Source organism: Orenia marismortui DSM 5156, assembly GCF_000379025.1.
GTDB lineage: Bacteria > Bacillota > Halanaerobiia > Halobacteroidales > Halobacteroidaceae > Orenia > Orenia marismortui.
This window is the reverse complement of record NZ_KB900617.1, coordinates 216,445-232,241: the sequence shown is the minus strand read 5'-3', so window position 1 is coordinate 232,241 and position 15,797 is coordinate 216,445. Positions and strand designations below refer to the sequence as shown.

Annotated in this window: 13 protein-coding genes; 12 read left to right on the top strand and 1 reads right to left on the bottom strand. The window is 31.0% G+C overall.

What is annotated here, in order from left to right; genetic code table 11:
• The first annotated feature begins 1 nt into the window (after position 1).
• From OREMA_RS0101015 to OREMA_RS0100960, 12 genes are all read left to right on the top strand, one after another.
• Entirely contained in the window at positions 2-337 is a 336-nt protein-coding gene (locus tag OREMA_RS0101015) for a sodium:proton antiporter (protein ID WP_018247422.1), read from the top strand.
• Positions 334-1,830, top strand: coding sequence for a complex I subunit 5 family protein (locus OREMA_RS0101010; protein WP_018247421.1), 1,497 nt, complete (start codon positions 334-336; stop codon positions 1,828-1,830). Before OREMA_RS0101015 ends, OREMA_RS0101010 begins: the two co-directional genes overlap by 4 nt.
• Complete coding sequence (locus OREMA_RS0101005) at positions 1,809-3,281, top strand: complex I subunit 5 family protein (protein ID WP_018247420.1); 1,473 nt, start codon at positions 1,809-1,811, stop codon at positions 3,279-3,281. The genes OREMA_RS0101010 and OREMA_RS0101005 overlap by 22 nt, the downstream gene beginning before the upstream one ends.
• A 7-nt stretch (positions 3,282-3,288) precedes the next feature.
• On the top strand, positions 3,289-4,845 hold the full coding sequence (locus OREMA_RS0101000) for a proton-conducting transporter transmembrane domain-containing protein (RefSeq protein ID WP_018247419.1): 1,557 nt from the start codon (positions 3,289-3,291) through the stop codon (positions 4,843-4,845).
• Positions 4,846-5,482: 637 nt separating this feature from the next.
• Entirely contained in the window at positions 5,483-6,526 is a 1,044-nt protein-coding gene (locus OREMA_RS0100995) for a Fe(3+) ABC transporter substrate-binding protein (protein ID WP_018247418.1), read from the top strand.
• 300 nt (positions 6,527-6,826) lie between these two features.
• A complete protein-coding gene (locus OREMA_RS0100990; protein WP_018247417.1) occupies positions 6,827-8,452 on the top strand; it encodes an ABC transporter permease in 1,626 nt (541 codons plus the stop codon).
• Positions 8,442-9,158, top strand: coding sequence for an ABC transporter ATP-binding protein (locus OREMA_RS0100985; protein ID WP_018247416.1), 717 nt, complete (start codon positions 8,442-8,444; stop codon positions 9,156-9,158). The genes OREMA_RS0100990 and OREMA_RS0100985 overlap by 11 nt, the downstream gene beginning before the upstream one ends.
• Before the next feature lie 649 nt (positions 9,159-9,807).
• Positions 9,808-10,830: a LacI family DNA-binding transcriptional regulator gene (locus tag OREMA_RS0100980; protein WP_244871480.1), complete on the top strand. Its 1,023-nt coding sequence runs from the start codon at positions 9,808-9,810 to the stop codon at positions 10,828-10,830.
• Positions 10,823-11,740, top strand: coding sequence for a ribokinase (gene rbsK, locus OREMA_RS0100975; RefSeq protein ID WP_018247414.1), 918 nt, complete (start codon positions 10,823-10,825; stop codon positions 11,738-11,740). The genes OREMA_RS0100980 and rbsK overlap by 8 nt, the downstream gene beginning before the upstream one ends.
• Before the next feature lies 1 nt (position 11,741).
• Complete coding sequence (rbsD, locus tag OREMA_RS0100970; RefSeq protein ID WP_018247413.1) at positions 11,742-12,137, top strand: D-ribose pyranase; 396 nt, start codon at positions 11,742-11,744, stop codon at positions 12,135-12,137.
• Positions 12,137-13,630 carry a sugar ABC transporter ATP-binding protein gene (locus tag OREMA_RS0100965; protein WP_018247412.1) on the top strand — a complete coding sequence of 498 codons (1,494 nt, stop codon included), beginning with the start codon at positions 12,137-12,139 and terminating at the stop codon, positions 13,628-13,630. The genes rbsD and OREMA_RS0100965 overlap by 1 nt, the downstream gene beginning before the upstream one ends.
• 1 nt (position 13,631) lies before the next feature.
• The gene (locus OREMA_RS0100960) at positions 13,632-14,585 is read left to right on the top strand and encodes an ABC transporter permease (RefSeq protein WP_018247411.1); all 954 of its coding nucleotides are present in this window, start codon (positions 13,632-13,634) and stop codon (positions 14,583-14,585) included.
• A gap of 81 nt (positions 14,586-14,666) precedes the next feature.
• On the opposite strand, the gene OREMA_RS0100955 is transcribed toward OREMA_RS0100960, so the two are convergent.
• Entirely contained in the window at positions 14,667-15,716 is a 1,050-nt protein-coding gene (locus OREMA_RS0100955) for an IS30 family transposase (RefSeq protein ID WP_018247410.1), read from the bottom strand.
• Positions 15,717-15,797 lie beyond the last annotated feature (81 nt).

Genomic DNA, 15,797 nt, shown 5'->3' with positions numbered 1-15,797 from the left:
GGTGAGTATTATTTATTTGATAGTAATTATTCTATTTTCTTTAGGTTTATATACAGTTTTAACTTACAAAAATTTAATTAAAATAATTATTGGAATTAATATTATGGAATATTCTTTGATTTTATTATTAATTAATATAGGCTATAAAGTAGAAGGAACTGCTCCAATTCTTAATAGTAATTATAAGGTTATTGTTGATCCTATCCCTCAATCTTTAGCTTTAACTGCAATTGTAATTGGAGCAAGTATTACAGCTTTAATGTTATTTTTAACTATTAAGCTGAATAAAAAGTATCAGACCTTAGATATTAGTGAAATTAGGAGGCTAAAGGGATGATAGAAGCAATTTGGATAATATTAATTCCTTTAATAACTGCTTTTATCCTACCTTTGATTAGCCAATACTCTAATAAATTAATGAGGATTATAGTAATAATCAGTGGGATAGCTAATTTACTAGTAGCTGTTCATATCTTATTAAGAGCTATAGAGCAGCCACTGGTATATAATTTAGGTGCTTGGGGTTCTAGGCTAGGTATTAATTTAGTTATAGATCCTTTAAGTGCTTTGATGATAGTTTTGGTTAATCTTATATCTTTTGCAATAATTTATTACTCTTTGGACTATATTACTAAAAATCAAAGTAAATATTATCTATTGCTTTTTTTATTAATTACAGGAATGTTAGGTTTAGTATCAACAGCTGATTTATTCAATTTATATGTCTTTGTTGAGATAACTTCAATTACTTCCTATGCTCTAGTAGCTTTTGCTAAGAAGGATATATCTTTTGAAGCAAGTTTTAAATATTTAATTATGGGTTCTGTTAGTGGTGCTTTAGTATTATTAGCTATTATATTAGTTTATCAAAGTACTGGAACACTTAATCTAGCTCAACTAGTTACTCAAAGCCAAGTGATTTCTTTAATTACGAAAAGATTAATTTTAGCCTTATTGATAATTGGGTTTGGGACTAAGTTTGCTATAACTCCTTTACATACTTGGTTGGCTGATGCCCATCCAGCAGCTCCTTCTCCTATTAGTGCTATTCTTTCTGGAGTTGTAATTAAGGTCTATATCTATGCTTTGATTAGGATTTTATTTTTATTATTTAATGTTCAAGAACTATTATCTTTAGATTTAGATATTTTACTAACATATTTAGGAGTAATTACCTTGTTGATAGGACATTTATTAGCTTATCAACAGGAGGAGTTAAAGAGGTTATTAGCTTATTCTACTATTGCTCAAGTGGGTTATATAATAATTGGTATAGGATTGATGAATTCAGCAGGTCTAGAAGGTGCTATTTATCACATTATTAACCATTCTATTGTTAAGGCTGTTTTATTTATGACTGTTGGTATCTTTATTTCTAAAACTGGAAAGACTAATATCTGTAATTTGACAGGATTAGGCTATAGTTTACCACTTACTTCTTTTATTTTTACTATTTCTGCTTTAAATATTATAGGTCTGCCACCTTTAAATTCTTTTATTAGTAAATGGCTATTAACTACTGCTGCTTTAAAGAGTGGTTTTATAATACCTGCTATGTCTATCTTTATCGGTAGTATAATATCTTTAAGCTATTATTTGAGGGTGGTTATCTCATTATATAGCAAATCAGAGGATAAGATTGATAATATCTTAGTATCTGGAAAACTAAAATTGCCTATAGTAATTTTGTCGCTTCTGTATCCTTTTTTATCTATGTTTCCAAATTTTTTATTATCCTTTATTCAAGAAGTAGCAACTTTTTTATTGGAAGCTATTAATTATCAGAATATATTATTGGGAGGGGAAGAATGGATAGGGTTATTTACTTAATTATATTGCCTTTATTGATAGCCTTTAGTTTAGCTTTGCTAAAATTATACTTTAAAAGATATTTAAACTTAATTATAATAATTAGCTCTACAGTGCATTTGATTCTAGCTTGTTTAGTCGTTAATCAAGCTATTAAAGAACCTATAGTCTATAGTGTAGGAAGCTGGAATTCATTATTAGGTATTAATTTAGTTATAGATAGCTTTGCAGCTTTTTTTCTTTTGGCAATTATAACTTTATCCTATTTTGTAACTCTTTATTCTATCAAATATATTACTAAAAATAAGGTGAAATATAATCTACTAACTTCACTTTTACTCAGCGGAGCTATAGGAATGATTGTTACAGGAGATTTATTCAATCTATATGTATTCTTTGAAATAATTTCGATTACCTCATACGCATTAACTGCTTTTACTAAGGAGAAAGAGTCTTTTGAAGCTTCTTTTAAATATTTAGCATTAGGTTCGGTGGCTGGAATATTTATCTTATTAGCTATTATCTTAACTTATAGAAGTACTGGAACACTAAACCTTGCCCAGGCTGCTATTGAATTTAAAGAAGTAGCACCTAAGCTAAAGCTTATAATTTTATGCTTTTATATAATTGGATTTGCTAGTAAATTTGCTTTAGTACCTTTACATAGTTGGTTAGCAGATGCTTATACTAAAGCTACAGTTACTTTTAATGCCTTATCTTCAGGTATAGTAATTAAAAGTTCTTTATATGCTTTAATTAGAATTCTTTATATATTATTTGGAGTTGAATTTATTGTGGGTATTGGATTAAAAGAGATTTTAATCTATTGGGGGACAATTACTTTTATGGTAGCTCATTTATTGGCCTATCAACAAAAGAGCCTTAAAAGGTTGCTAGGATATTCTAGTATTGCAAATATGGGATATATTATCATTGCTTTTGCTTTAGGAAGTGAGGGAGGAATTATAGCAGGAAGCTACCATCTAATTAATCATATAATAATCAAAGGAGCTTTATTTTTAGCTATAGGTATATTTATTTATAATATTAGAAGTGACAAGATAACTGATCTTAAAGGTTTAGGATTCGATTTACCTTATTCTTCTTTTATTTTTACGTTAGCTTCTTTGGCTATTATCGGTTTACCACCCTTTAATGCTTTTATTAGTAAGTGGTTAATAATAGAAGGGCTTTTAGAGACCAAGTACCTTATACCTGCCTTTTTAATTTTGATTGGAAGTCTGTTATCATTAACTTATTATCTAAAGGTGATTAAAAAGATATATTCTAAATCTGATATAGAAAGAACTTTATTTAAAGAGCCTCTAATCTTAAAGTTGCCAACTCTAATTCTGGGAATATTCTCTTTACTATTAACTTTATTACCTAATTTAGCTTCTAGCTTCCTAGAAAAATTGCCCCAATTTTTAATTTATAGAAGTAATTATATTAATCTTTTACTAAGGAGGTAAGTTAAAAATGAATCCTGGAGTCATCTATTTTTTTAGTGCTATAATATTATACTTTAGTAAAGATAGACTGAGGCAGGTTATCTCTGTTCTTACTTCTATCTTTGCATTAATAATAATTTATAAGTTATCACCTGATCAGCAAATAGCACTTCCTTTTCTAGATTTTAATTTAGTGCTATTAAAAGTAGATCATATAGGTAAGTTGATTGCTCTGATATTTTCCTTTTTTGCTTTATGTAGTACAATTTATGCTCTAAAGCTAGCAGATAAAAAATATTATCTTTTAGCGAATATTTATATTGGGAGTTCTATAGCTATCCTTTTTGTAGGAGATTTATTTTCCTTTTATGTTTTATGGGAAATGATGACTATAAGCTCCTACTTCTTGATTTTTACTAATAAAAAGCCTATTACTAAGCAGACGAGTTATTATTACTTTATGATGCATATGGTGGGAGCAATTAGTTTATTATGGGGAATATTATTGCAATATAATGGAACAGGAAGTATCTTATTAGCAAATGTAGAGTATGGTATTCCCTTCTTTCTGCTGGCGGTTGGTATTAAACTAGCTTTTATCGGCTTACATACGTGGCTACCACAAAATTATGCTAATGTTCCATTTTATATTAGTGTATTATTATCGGCTTATACGACCAAAGTTGGAGTTTATGCTTTATATAGGTTATTAGGTGGAATTAATTTAGGTTATGCAGGGATTATTACTGCTATAGTAGGTGTCTTTTTAGCTCTAAGACAGACCCAAGTAAGAAAGTTATTATCGTATCATATTATTAGCCAGATTGGGTATATGATTACTGCAATTGGAGCTGGAAATAGTTTAGGGTTAGCAGGTGGAGTATTGCATCTGATTAACAATGTTTTATATAAAGGGTTATTGTTTATGGTAATAGGTGTAGTTATCTATACTACAGAAAAAGAGGATTTGATTGATTTAGGCGGACTCTTTAAAAGGTTACCGATAATTACTTTTTATGCTCTAGTAGCGGCTTTATCGATTGCAGGAGTTCCTTTCTTTAGTGGACATGTTAGTAAGTTATTAATTAAAAAGGGTATCGATGATCCTATTTTGAGATGGGGATTATATATTGCAGGAATTGGAACTGCTCTATCTTTCTTAAAAGTAATTTACTTTGCTTTCTTTAAAGGAAGAGAAGAGGAGGTAGAAATTAAAAGAAGACCTCCAAAATCGATGTTATTAAGTATGGGGATGATCACAGCTTTAATTATATTGATTGGGGTTAAACCTAGTATTATTAAAATATTTTTTAATTTTGAATATGAGGTCAAATTCTATTCATTACATTATATCTGGAAATCTTTGCAGCCTATAATTTTAGCTCTAGTAATTTTTAAGCTAGCCCATGATTTGATAGAACCTCACTCCCACCAAGAAAATAATTTTGATATTTACCCTTATTTTGGGAAAGTTATTAATTATTTAAGTATGAAATTAAGTGAATTACATAATGGGGATTTAAGCAGATATATGCTATGGTTGATAAGTACGTTGATATTTTTGTTAGTGAAATTTTTAATTTAATAACTATATAGAACATGAGAAATAATTTGAATTTACTTAGAAACAAATTGAAGTCAACCTTTCTTTTGACGCTGATTAAAATCTGATTAAGTTCTGACCTTATTTATTATCTAATAGCCAATAGCTAAAAGACCTGTGTAAATCCCCTAAGAGTACTTGATCGAGGAGAAAATAATTCCTCTCACAGCGCTGCTGCCTAATAAATTATTTTGATTTTTAGTTCTTAAAATATTATAAAATTTAAATTTTAGGTATATAATATGAAACCTTTATCGGTTTCTCTATATATAAACTTCTACCTGATGGTAGGAGTTTTTTATTTGATAGATTAATAGTAAATGATATTTTGTCTTTATTTACAATAAATAGATAATGTTTTAATTTAAAAATAAAACTATACTTGACAAAACATATAGATTTTATTATAATTTGTTTCGAGAGTGATAATTACTTTCATTTTCAACAATTTAAAAAGGGAGGGAGATTAAGTTAAAGTTATTTTGTAAAGTTATCTTATCAAGCTATAATATAAGTTTATATTAAATTTTACATATTGAGTATTTGTTTAAATTAATATAAGGTCAATAATTATTAGAAAGAAAAAATAAAAAAGTTAAACTAGGAGGAGATTATAATTATGAAAAAATCATTATTTGTATTATCGATGGCTTTAGTGTTAACAGTAGTTTCAGTTTCAACAGCTTCGGCTGGGTTCTTTGATTTCTTATTAGGAGAGGACAATGGAGAGGTTAACCTTTATACTAATAGGCATTACGATACTGATGAAGAATTACTTAAACAATTTGAAGAAGAAACAGGAATCAAGGTAAATGTCTTAAAAGGTGGTTCTGATGAATTAATTGAAAGAATTGATAGAGAAGGTGAAAGTACACAGGCTGATCTGTTAATTACAGCTGATGCAGGTAGATTACATAGAGCTAAAACAAAAGGTTTATTGCAGACTATAGATAGTGAAATGGTATTAAACAATATTCCAGAAAATTTAAGGGATGAAGATAATCAATGGGTTGGGTTAACTGTAAGAGGAAGAGTTGTTGTATATGCTAAAGATAGAGTAAATCCTTTAGATATCAATACATATGGAGACTTGGCAAATGAAAAATGGGATGATAAAATTTTAGTAAGATCTTCATCAAATATTTATAATCAATCGTTACTAGCTTCACTGATTGCTACAAAGGGTGAACAGTATGCAAGAGCATGGGCAGAAGGTGTTTTGAATAATATGGCAAGAAGGCCTAAAGGTAACGATAGAGCTCAAGCTACAGCAGTTGCAGCAGGAACTGGTGACTTAGCGATTATGAATACTTACTATATTGGAAAGATGTTAAACTCTTCTAATCCAGAAGAAGTAAAAGTAGCTAAGCAAGTAGGAGTACGTTTCTTAGAACCAACACATGTTAATGTAAGTGGGATTGGACTTACTAAGCATGCTAAAAATAAAGAGAATGCTATTAAGTTAATTGAATTTTTAGCAAGTAAAAAAGCTCAAAAATTCTTTGCTGAAGCTAATTATGAGTATCCAGCAAATCCAAATGTAGAGCCTTCAGCATTGTTGAACTCATGGGGAGATTTTGAAACTCAAGATATCAACCTAACTAAATTAGGAGAATTTAATCAGAAAGCAGTTGAAATTTTTAATGAAATAGGATGGCAATAATCTATTTAAACTAAATGTGTAGCTTTAGAGTAGGATTTAAGTATATCATTATATAGGTATAATGTAACACTTTTGCTACTAGCTTTTAGCTGTTCCTACGGGTTCGAAAATCATAAACCCTTCGTGATAAATCTGCTATTAGCTAAGACCTTAAAAGCTAAAGCCTAGAAGCCAGTAGCTAGCAGCTAATAGAAACTGTCGCAATCTCTATCTTAAGTTACACTTTAAGCTCTATATCTAAGGCAGCCAAAGGGGCTGCCTTTCTTTATAAAAAAATTATAACAAGTTAGGTGAATAAAATTGTTAAAGAGCAGAAATTTAAAATCTTTGTTTAATATCTGGTCAGTTTCAAGCTTTATCATTATTATGTTGGTTCTAATCCCAAATGCTAATATTTTATTAAATATTTTTGAACCAGTAAATGAAAATTGGAATCATATTAAAGAATACTTATTACAAGATTATATAGTCAACTCAACTATTCTAGTTCTCTTTACGGGGATTTTTTCTATTTTAATCGGCTTAATACCTGCCTGGTTAATTAGTCAATATGAATTCCCATTTCGTGATTTCTTTAAATGGGCATTGATCTTACCTTTAGCAATACCACCTTATATTGGAGCTTACACCTATAATGGGATGTTAAATTATACAGGAATCCTACAGACTACTTTAAGGAGTATGGGGATAAGTGTAAATCCAGCTTATTTTGATATTATGAATAGTTCTGGAGCAATATTTATTTATACAATCTTTTTGTTTCCGTATGTCTATATTATTACAAGGTCATTTTTATCAAAACAAAGTGCTTCTTTAGTAGAGGCTGCTAGAACTTTGGGAAAAGGACCTTTACAGATTTTCTGGCATGTTATTTTACCGATTTCTAGAGGAGCTATAGTGGCAGGAGTCAGTCTAGTAATCTTAGAAGTGCTAAATGATTATGGTGTTGTAAAATACTTTGGTATCCCAACCTTTAGTACAGCTATTTTTAAGACTTGGTTTTCAATGGGAGATTTAAATTCAGCAGTAAGGTTATCTGCTTTATTAATGGTCTTTGTTTTTGGAGTTCTTCTAATAGAGAATTTTTCGCGGGGAGGAAAGAGGTACAGTTATAGTACCACTAAGGTTAGACCTATCTCTAGAATCAAACTATCAGGTATAAAAGCTTTTTTAGTATCAGCTTTATGTTCATCTATCTTTGCTATTGGGTTTTTAATACCTACAGCACAATTGCTTCATTGGGTTTGGTTAAGTTATGCTAAGGTTTTGGATATAGATTTCTTGATTTTGTCCTTTAATTCAATCTTTGTAGCATTATTTACTTCGATACTAATTGTAGTTATTTCAATAATCGTAGCTAATACTGTGAGAATTAGTGATAATATCTTTTCTAAAATCTATTCTAAGATAGCGATATTAGGTTATTCGATTCCAGGAGCGGTTATAGCAGTAGGTGTTCTATTATTTTTCCTAGGATTAGATAATATTATATATTCTGGTAACCTAGTCTTAACTTCAACTATTTTAATGCTTGTTTTTGCTTATATTATTAGATTTTTAGCTATTGGTTATAATTCTGTAGAATCTGGCTTTGATAAAGTGGGTAAAAGTTTTTTTGAAGCTTCTCGTACTTTAGGTATAGGTATTACTGAAACCTTCTTTAAGGTTGATTTACCAATGATTAAACCAGCTATCAGCAGTGCTTTTCTACTTGCTTTAATTGAAATACTTAAAGAGTTACCACTAACTTTAATCTTAAGGCCTTTTAACTTTGATACATTGGCTACTAAAGCCTTTGAATATGCAAGTGACGAAATGATACATGAAGCTGCTATTTCATCTATAATTATAATATTTATCTGTAGTCTAGCTATATATGGGATTCATAAGCTGAGTGTTAAGAGGGGGGCTAAAAATGTTAATTGAAATTAAAGATTTGGATTTTAGATATAAGAACTCTAAGGTCGATACCTTAAATGATTTTAATCTTGCTGTAGATACTGGTGAAATAGTCTGTCTACTAGGGGAAAGTGGAAGTGGAAAAAGTACAGTTTTACGTTTGCTTTCAGGTCTTGAGGAGCCAGATGAAGGTCTGATCAAGATTGGTAGCAAGATAATAGTTGATAATGATACTTTTATCTTACCTGAGAAAAGGGGGATTGGGATGGTTTTTCAGGATTACGCCTTATTTCCTCATATGTCAGTTGCAGAGAATATATTATTTGGTGTAAAGAAGAATGATAAAGAGTATAAAAAGGAAAAAATAAGTGAATTATTAAAATTGGTAGGGCTAGAGGAACTAAAGGATAGGTATCCTTATCAGATCAGTGGAGGACAACAACAGCGAGTAGCTTTAGCAAGAGCTTTGGCAATAGAACCTTCATTAATATTGATGGATGAACCTTTTAGTAATCTTGATGCTAGTTTGCAATCTAGAATTAGAGAAGAGCTAAAAGCTATTATTAAAAAGAGTGGAGTGACTGCAATCTTTGTTTCACATGATAAAGATGATGCTATCAATATAGCTGATAAGATAGTTGTTTTAAGAGATGGTGAGATTGTTCAGCAAGGTAAGGCCAAAAATATAATCAATAACCCATCTTGTGCTTATGTAGCAGGCTTATTTTCATAAATTAGGTATTGAATAGATATTGAGATGATTTCATATCAATTTACAGTGTACAGTTGATAGTTAAATTCAAAATCTTACACCTCATCTCCCAGCCCCACGAGTCTAAAAAGCGAGACTCTTCGTGCAAAATCAGCTTCTCCTAATCTTAGGAGAAAGTTAGAGGGAGGTGTGATAGGTTTTAATTCTTTACTTTTCAAAATTGCCGCAATATAACTATTCTCTTAAATAATTTTTTATAAAAAATTATTTAAGAGAATAAGTGTGAATTATAAAATTTTATAAAAAACAATAAAATTTATTGACAACTAAAATAAAATGGGTTATAATTTAACCATAAGATAACAATAAAATTATTTTTATAAACATTTCCGGAAGCGTTACCGGTATCGATAACGGAGCTAAAACTATAACTGAATATTAAGTGGTTATAAAACTATAAGGCTATAAGAACCCACTTTACTTGATGAAGAGTATTCTTTATTAGGTATTGGTGGGTTCTTTTTTATTAAGCCCTCCGGAAACGTTACCGGTATCGATTACAATGATAAGTATTTAGTTTAAATTTATAGCGAAATATAGTTAAAAAGTTATTTGATTAACAATTTTAGTTATAAAAGTCTATATGATATTAGTTTGATTTTGTTTGGAGGTGCTAAAGATTAAAGTTACAATTAAGGATATTGCTAAGGAAGCAGGTGTTTCTACTACTACAGTTTCTAGAGTATTAAATGATAAACCAGATGTTAGTGAAGCAACTAAGAAGAAGATTCAAAAGGTTATAGATAAGTTAGGCTATAATCCTAATGGTATTGCAAGAGGATTGGTCCTACAAAAGACTCATACTATTGGGCTGATTATTCCCGATATAAGTAATCCTTTCTTTCCAGAGGTAGCAAAGGGTGTAGAAGATAGGGCTAGAGAATTAAATTATTCCGTTATCTTCTGTAATACAGATAATGATAAGGAAAGAGAGAAAGAGGCTATTGCTTTAATGAAGAGTAAGCATGTAGATGGAATAATATTATCTCTATCTATTAGCAATAAAGAAGAACTTTATAAATTAGAAGAAAAGAATTTTGACGTAGTACAGATAGATAGGAAGATTCCAGATTCTAATTATCAAGCAGTTGTAATTGATAATACTTTAGGAGCTTATAATGCAACCTCTCATCTAGTAGAATTGGGGCATACAAAGATAGCTCATGTAACAGGGGATTTAGAAATTCAGACCGGTCAAGATAGACTGGAAGGTTTCAAGAAAGCTATAGCTAATTTTGATCTTAATTATAAGGAAGAGTGGATTGTTGAAGGTGATTTTAGCAAAGAGTCAGGCTATCAGGCGATGAAGAAGTTATTAAGATTAAAAGATAGACCTAAAGCAGTGTTTATAGCTAATGATCTGATGGCAATTGGAGCTTATGAAGCAATTTTTGAAATGGGATTAGGGATACCAGAGGATATATCTGTGGTAGGTTATGATGATATTGAGATAGCTTCTATTATTAAGCCAGGGTTAACTACTATGACTCAGTCTAAATATAAATTAGGACAGGCTGCTGCTGATATGTTGATTGCTAAGATAGATAGCAAGGAAGAGGTTGATGATGAAGATATCATCTTAAATCCTAAGTTAATAATTAGGGATTCTACAAGGGGGTATGAAGATGAGTGATGATATTTTAGTAATTGGTAGTATGAATATGGATTTAGTAGTACAAACTCCTAGAGCACCTAAAAAAGGTGAGACCATTATGGGAAGTGATTTTAGTCAAATCCCTGGTGGAAAAGGAGCCAATCAGGCTCTAACAGCAGGAAAATTAGGTGGGGAAGTTAACTTTATAGGATGCTGTGGACAGGATGCTTTTGGAGATGAATTATTAGATAGTCTCAAAACAGGTGGAGTAAATATAGATGATGTACTACGAGTAGAGGGGAGTTCAGGAATTGCCAATATTACCATTGAAGATGATGGTGATAATCGAATTATTGTAGTTGCTGGAGCAAATTCTAAGATTACTCCAGAGGCTATTGAAAGCTTTGAATCTAAGATTAAAGCAGCTAAAATATTATTACTTCAATTAGAAATTCCTTTAGAAAGTGTAAGTAAAGCGATTGAGCTTGCTAATAAATATGATACTATTGTTGTTTTAGACCCAGCTCCAGCTGTAAAGTTACCTGAAAAGCTTTATAGTATGATTGATTATTTACTTCCTAATGAAGGTGAACTAGATTTATTATTAGAAGACTATGAGGTTAATACTTTGCAAGAGAAGGTAGAATTATTATTAGATTTAGGAGTAAAGCAGATTCTACTCACTCAAGGTGGAGATGGGATTACTATTTACAGTAATGGTAGAGAAGAGAACTATGATGCACTTAAAGTAGATGTAGTCGATACTACAGCAGCTGGTGATTCTTTTGCAGGAGCTTTTGCTTATGGCTTACAAAAAGGATGGACTGAAGGAGAAGCTATTAGATATGCTAATTCTGTAGCAGCTTTATCAGTAACTAAACTAGGTGCACAAAGCTCTTTGCCTACAAAAGAGGATGTAGCTAAATTCCAAGCAGAAAGGGGTTTATAAGATGAAAAAAAGAGGTGTTTTAAATCTTCCTATTTCAAAGACGATTGCAGAGCTAGGACATACTGATAAATTAGTAATTTGTGATGCTGGTTTACCTATACCTCAGGATGTTAATAGGATTGATTTAGCATTAAAGGCAGGTACACCTAAATTTATAGAAGTTTTAAAGACTATTTTGGATGAGATGGTGGTAGAAAAAGCAATTTTAGCTGAAGAGATTAAGGAGATAAGTCCAGAATTATTAAAAGAAGTAAAGGAGGCTTTAGGAGATATTACTATTGAGTTTACTTCCCATGAAGAGTTTAAAAAGTCAAGTCAGAAATCTAAAGGAATTATTAGAACTGGTGAAGTTACTCCATATGCTAATATTATTCTAATTTCAGGAGTTGATTTTTAATGGCAGAAAAGGAACTAATCTTAGAGATGAAGGATATAGTCAAAACTTTTCCTGGAGTTAGGGCCCTTGATGGTGTTAATTTGAAGCTTTATAAGGGTGAGGTTCATGCTCTGTTAGGAGAAAATGGTGCTGGAAAGTCGACTTTAATGAAGGTTATGAATGGTATTCACAAAAGAAATGGTGGAGAGATCTATTTAAATGGTGAAAAGGTAGAGTTTCAAAATCCCAAAGAAGCTCAAAAAGCAGGATTGGCAATTATCCATCAGGAATTGGAGTTGGTTCCAGAGCTGACAGTAGCAGAGAATATATTTTTAGGTCGTGAACCTCGTAAAGGATTTTTAGTTGATTTCAAAGAGTTGATTAAAAGAACTCAAGAGGTTATAGATAGATTAGGGGTAGATATAGATCCACGTTCTAAAGTTGGAGATTTGAATATTGGTAATCAACAGATGATAGAGATAGCTAAGGCTTTATCTCAAAATGCTAATATTATTATTATGGATGAACCTACATCTTCGCTAACACCCACAGAGATAGATATTCTAGCTGATTTGATTGAGAGATTGAAGAATAAAGGGATAGCTATTGTATTCATCTCTCACAGAATGGAAGAAATATTTGGAATCTGTGATAAGGTTACAGTATTAAGAGATGGTAAATACATTGGTGAAGTTCAGGTAGAGGATACTAATGAAGATGAATTGATTAATATGATGGTAGGTCGTAAATTGGAGAGTAGATTTCCAGAGATTAAGCATAGACCATCAGATAAGATATTAGAAGTGAAAGATTTAGTAGTGCCAGGTAAAGTAGAAAAAGCCTCCTTTGAATTATACAAAGGAGAGGTATTAGGAATAGCAGGATTAATGGGTTCAGGTAGAACAGAATTGGCTAAAACGATCTTTGGTTTATTTAAGCCTAGTGAGGGAGAGATATATGTTAAAGGAGAGAAAGTTAATATAAATTCTCCTAAAGAGGCTATAGGTTTAGGAATATATTATTTAAGTGAGAGTCGTAAGGATGAGGGCTTAGTTCTTGGAATGAGTGTAGAAGAGAATACATCCTTATCTATTCTTAATAAAATTACTAAGTTTGCTTTGATTGATAACAAAGAAGAAGAAAAATTGGCTAAAAAGTATGTTCAAGGTTTAAAAGTTAAGACTCCTCATATTAAGCAGAAAGTTAAGAACTTAAGTGGGGGAAATCAACAGAAGGTAGTTATCTCTAAATTATTAAGTACTAAGCCAGATATTATTATCTTAGATGAGCCTACTAGGGGAATCGATGTAGGGGCTAAAAAAGAGATTTATGAATTGATTTCTCATCTGGTCAATGATGGATCTGCAGTGATTTTGATCTCATCACAATTACCAGAAGTACTAAACTTAAGTAATCGAATCTTGGCTATGGGAGAAAATCAGATTATGGGAGAAATTGATGCAAAGGATGCAACACAAGAGAAAGTAATGAAATTGGCTACAGGGGGGATTTAAATTGACAGCAAAGAGTAAAGAATCTCAAATAATCAAGCTAGCTGCTAAATTTAAGTCAGCTATTGGACTTATAGGTCTTATAATTGTAATGAGTTTTTTAAGTGAATATTTCTTAACAGTTCATAATTTAATGAATGTGACTAGACAGGTCTCTATAAATGCAGTTTTGGCATTAGGAATGACTTTTGTAATCTTAACTGGTGGAATTGATTTATCTGTAGGTTCAGTCTTGGCTTTATCATCAGTAATTACAGCAGGATTAATGTCTAGTGGAATGAATATTGCCTTAGTTTTAATTGTTGGCATTGGTGTAGGGACATTATTAGGCTTATTAAATGGTATATTAGTAGCTAAAGGCAAGATGCAACCCTTTATAGTTACTTTGGGGATGATGACTATTGCTAGAGGTTTGACTTTGATTTATTCTAATGGTAGACCAATTTCGGGTTTTGATAAAGCTTTTAGGTTCTTAGGAACTGGGCATCTTTTAGGGGTTCCAGTACCAGTAATTATTATGTTTGCTTTATTAGCAGTTAGTTATGTTGTTTTAAAGAAGACTCCTTTTGGTAGATATGTCTATGCTATTGGTGGTAATGAGAAAGCGACTGAATTATCTGGGATAAATACTGATAAGATTAAAATTGGAGTTTATGCTATTAGTGGTTTCTTAGCATCAGTTAGTGGTATTATTCTAGCTTCTCGTTTGAATTCTGCACAACCTACAGCAGGTACAGGTTATGAGTTAGATGCTATTGCAGCTGTAGTGTTAGGTGGGACTAGCTTAGCAGGAGGTCAAGGTGGAATTGTTGGTACGATTATCGGTGCTTTAATCATTGGAATTTTAAATAATGGATTGAATCTATTGAATGTATCTTCATTTTACCAGTTAGTTGCTAAAGGTGCAGTAATTCTGATTGCAATCTTCTTAGATACAAGAAGTCAAAAAAGAGATTAAATTAATCTCTTTTTAAATAAAAATATAATCTTAAATTGCAATAATAAATTGAACATTTTTAAACTGTAATAATTTGGTTATTTAGTCATAAAGAATTTGTTTTAATTTATCTTCAAATATTTCATCAGGGGTTAGGTAATCTAAGATTTTTCTTGGTAAAGTATTGCACCAGTTTTGGACTCTAGCAATAGATTCAATAGAGAATTGGTTTAGACTATTACCTTTAGGGATAAAGCGTCTTATAAGACCATTATGACGCTCATTAGTTCCTCTTTCCCATGATGAATATGGATGTGCAAAGTATACTTTAGTATCACTAATTTGCTCTAAAAATGACATTTGAGCAAACTCAGAGCCATTATCACAAGTGAAGCTTTTAAATACTTTTGGAAAACAATCTCCTGCTTCATTAACGAGCTTTAAAATAGCATCTTGAACTGCTTGAGCAGTCTTGGCAGGGATTTTACGAATAATTTCTTTACGAGTCATACGTTCTGTCATAGTAAGTAAAACTGATTCATTTTTAGTCTTTTTGCCTATCATAGTGTCAATTTCCCAGTGACCAAACTCACTACGATTATTAATACTTTCAGGGCGTTGATCTATACTTATACCAAGCTTCTTTTTATTATTTTTAGTACGATTTGTTTTTGAAGAGCGTTTAAGCTTTAAGGGTAAATCAATGTTTTTGATTGTCAATAATCCAGCGTTAACATAGTTATACAGCGTCTTAGTAGACACCATTTCTGACTTTGAAAATTTATTATGAAGTTTTGCTGCACCACATATAGCATCAAGAGAATGTCCTTTTTGGTAGAATTGTTCCACAACATAGTCAATAAAGTATTCACATTGTAAAAGCTTAAACTTAGGACCACAATTTTTGCGATTAGATTCATAAACTCTTTGACCAGTGTCAGGATAATAAGCCATAACCTTTTTATTAGCTTTAATTTGAGAAACTGTACCACGTTTTAGCTCGTTTCTAATCGTATTAGAAGCTCTACCTAAACGTTTTGCAATAGCATTTGGATTCATTCCTTCGGAATGTAATAATGCAATTTGACCACGTTCATAAGCATTTAAGTGTTTATTTTTTCGGGATTTTGGTGTATCATTTAAGTAAGTCATAGTGTGCACCCTCCTGTAATTGGTTACTTTGTGGTGATTTAATTATATTACAGTTTGGTGCCCTATGGCTATTTTTATTTT

Excerpts from the sequence above, each read along its gene's own strand:
- OREMA_RS0101010 (WP_018247421.1), top strand. The coding sequence starts at position 334 with ATGATAGAAGCAATTTGGATAATATTAATTCCTTTAATAACTGCTTTT.
- OREMA_RS0101005 (WP_018247420.1), top strand. The coding sequence starts at position 1,809 with ATGGATAGGGTTATTTACTTAATTATATTGCCTTTATTGATAGCCTTT.
- OREMA_RS0101000 (WP_018247419.1), top strand. The coding sequence starts at position 3,289 with ATGAATCCTGGAGTCATCTATTTTTTTAGTGCTATAATATTATACTTT.
- OREMA_RS0100995 (WP_018247418.1), top strand. The coding sequence starts at position 5,483 with ATGAAAAAATCATTATTTGTATTATCGATGGCTTTAGTGTTAACAGTA.
- OREMA_RS0100985 (WP_018247416.1), top strand. The coding sequence starts at position 8,442 with ATGTTAATTGAAATTAAAGATTTGGATTTTAGATATAAGAACTCTAAG.
- rbsK (WP_018247414.1), top strand. The coding sequence starts at position 10,823 with ATGAGTGATGATATTTTAGTAATTGGTAGTATGAATATGGATTTAGTA.
- rbsD (WP_018247413.1), top strand. The coding sequence starts at position 11,742 with ATGAAAAAAAGAGGTGTTTTAAATCTTCCTATTTCAAAGACGATTGCA.
- OREMA_RS0100965 (WP_018247412.1), top strand. The coding sequence starts at position 12,137 with ATGGCAGAAAAGGAACTAATCTTAGAGATGAAGGATATAGTCAAAACT.
- OREMA_RS0100955 (WP_018247410.1), bottom strand. The coding sequence starts at position 15,716 with ATGACTTACTTAAATGATACACCAAAATCCCGAAAAAATAAACACTTA.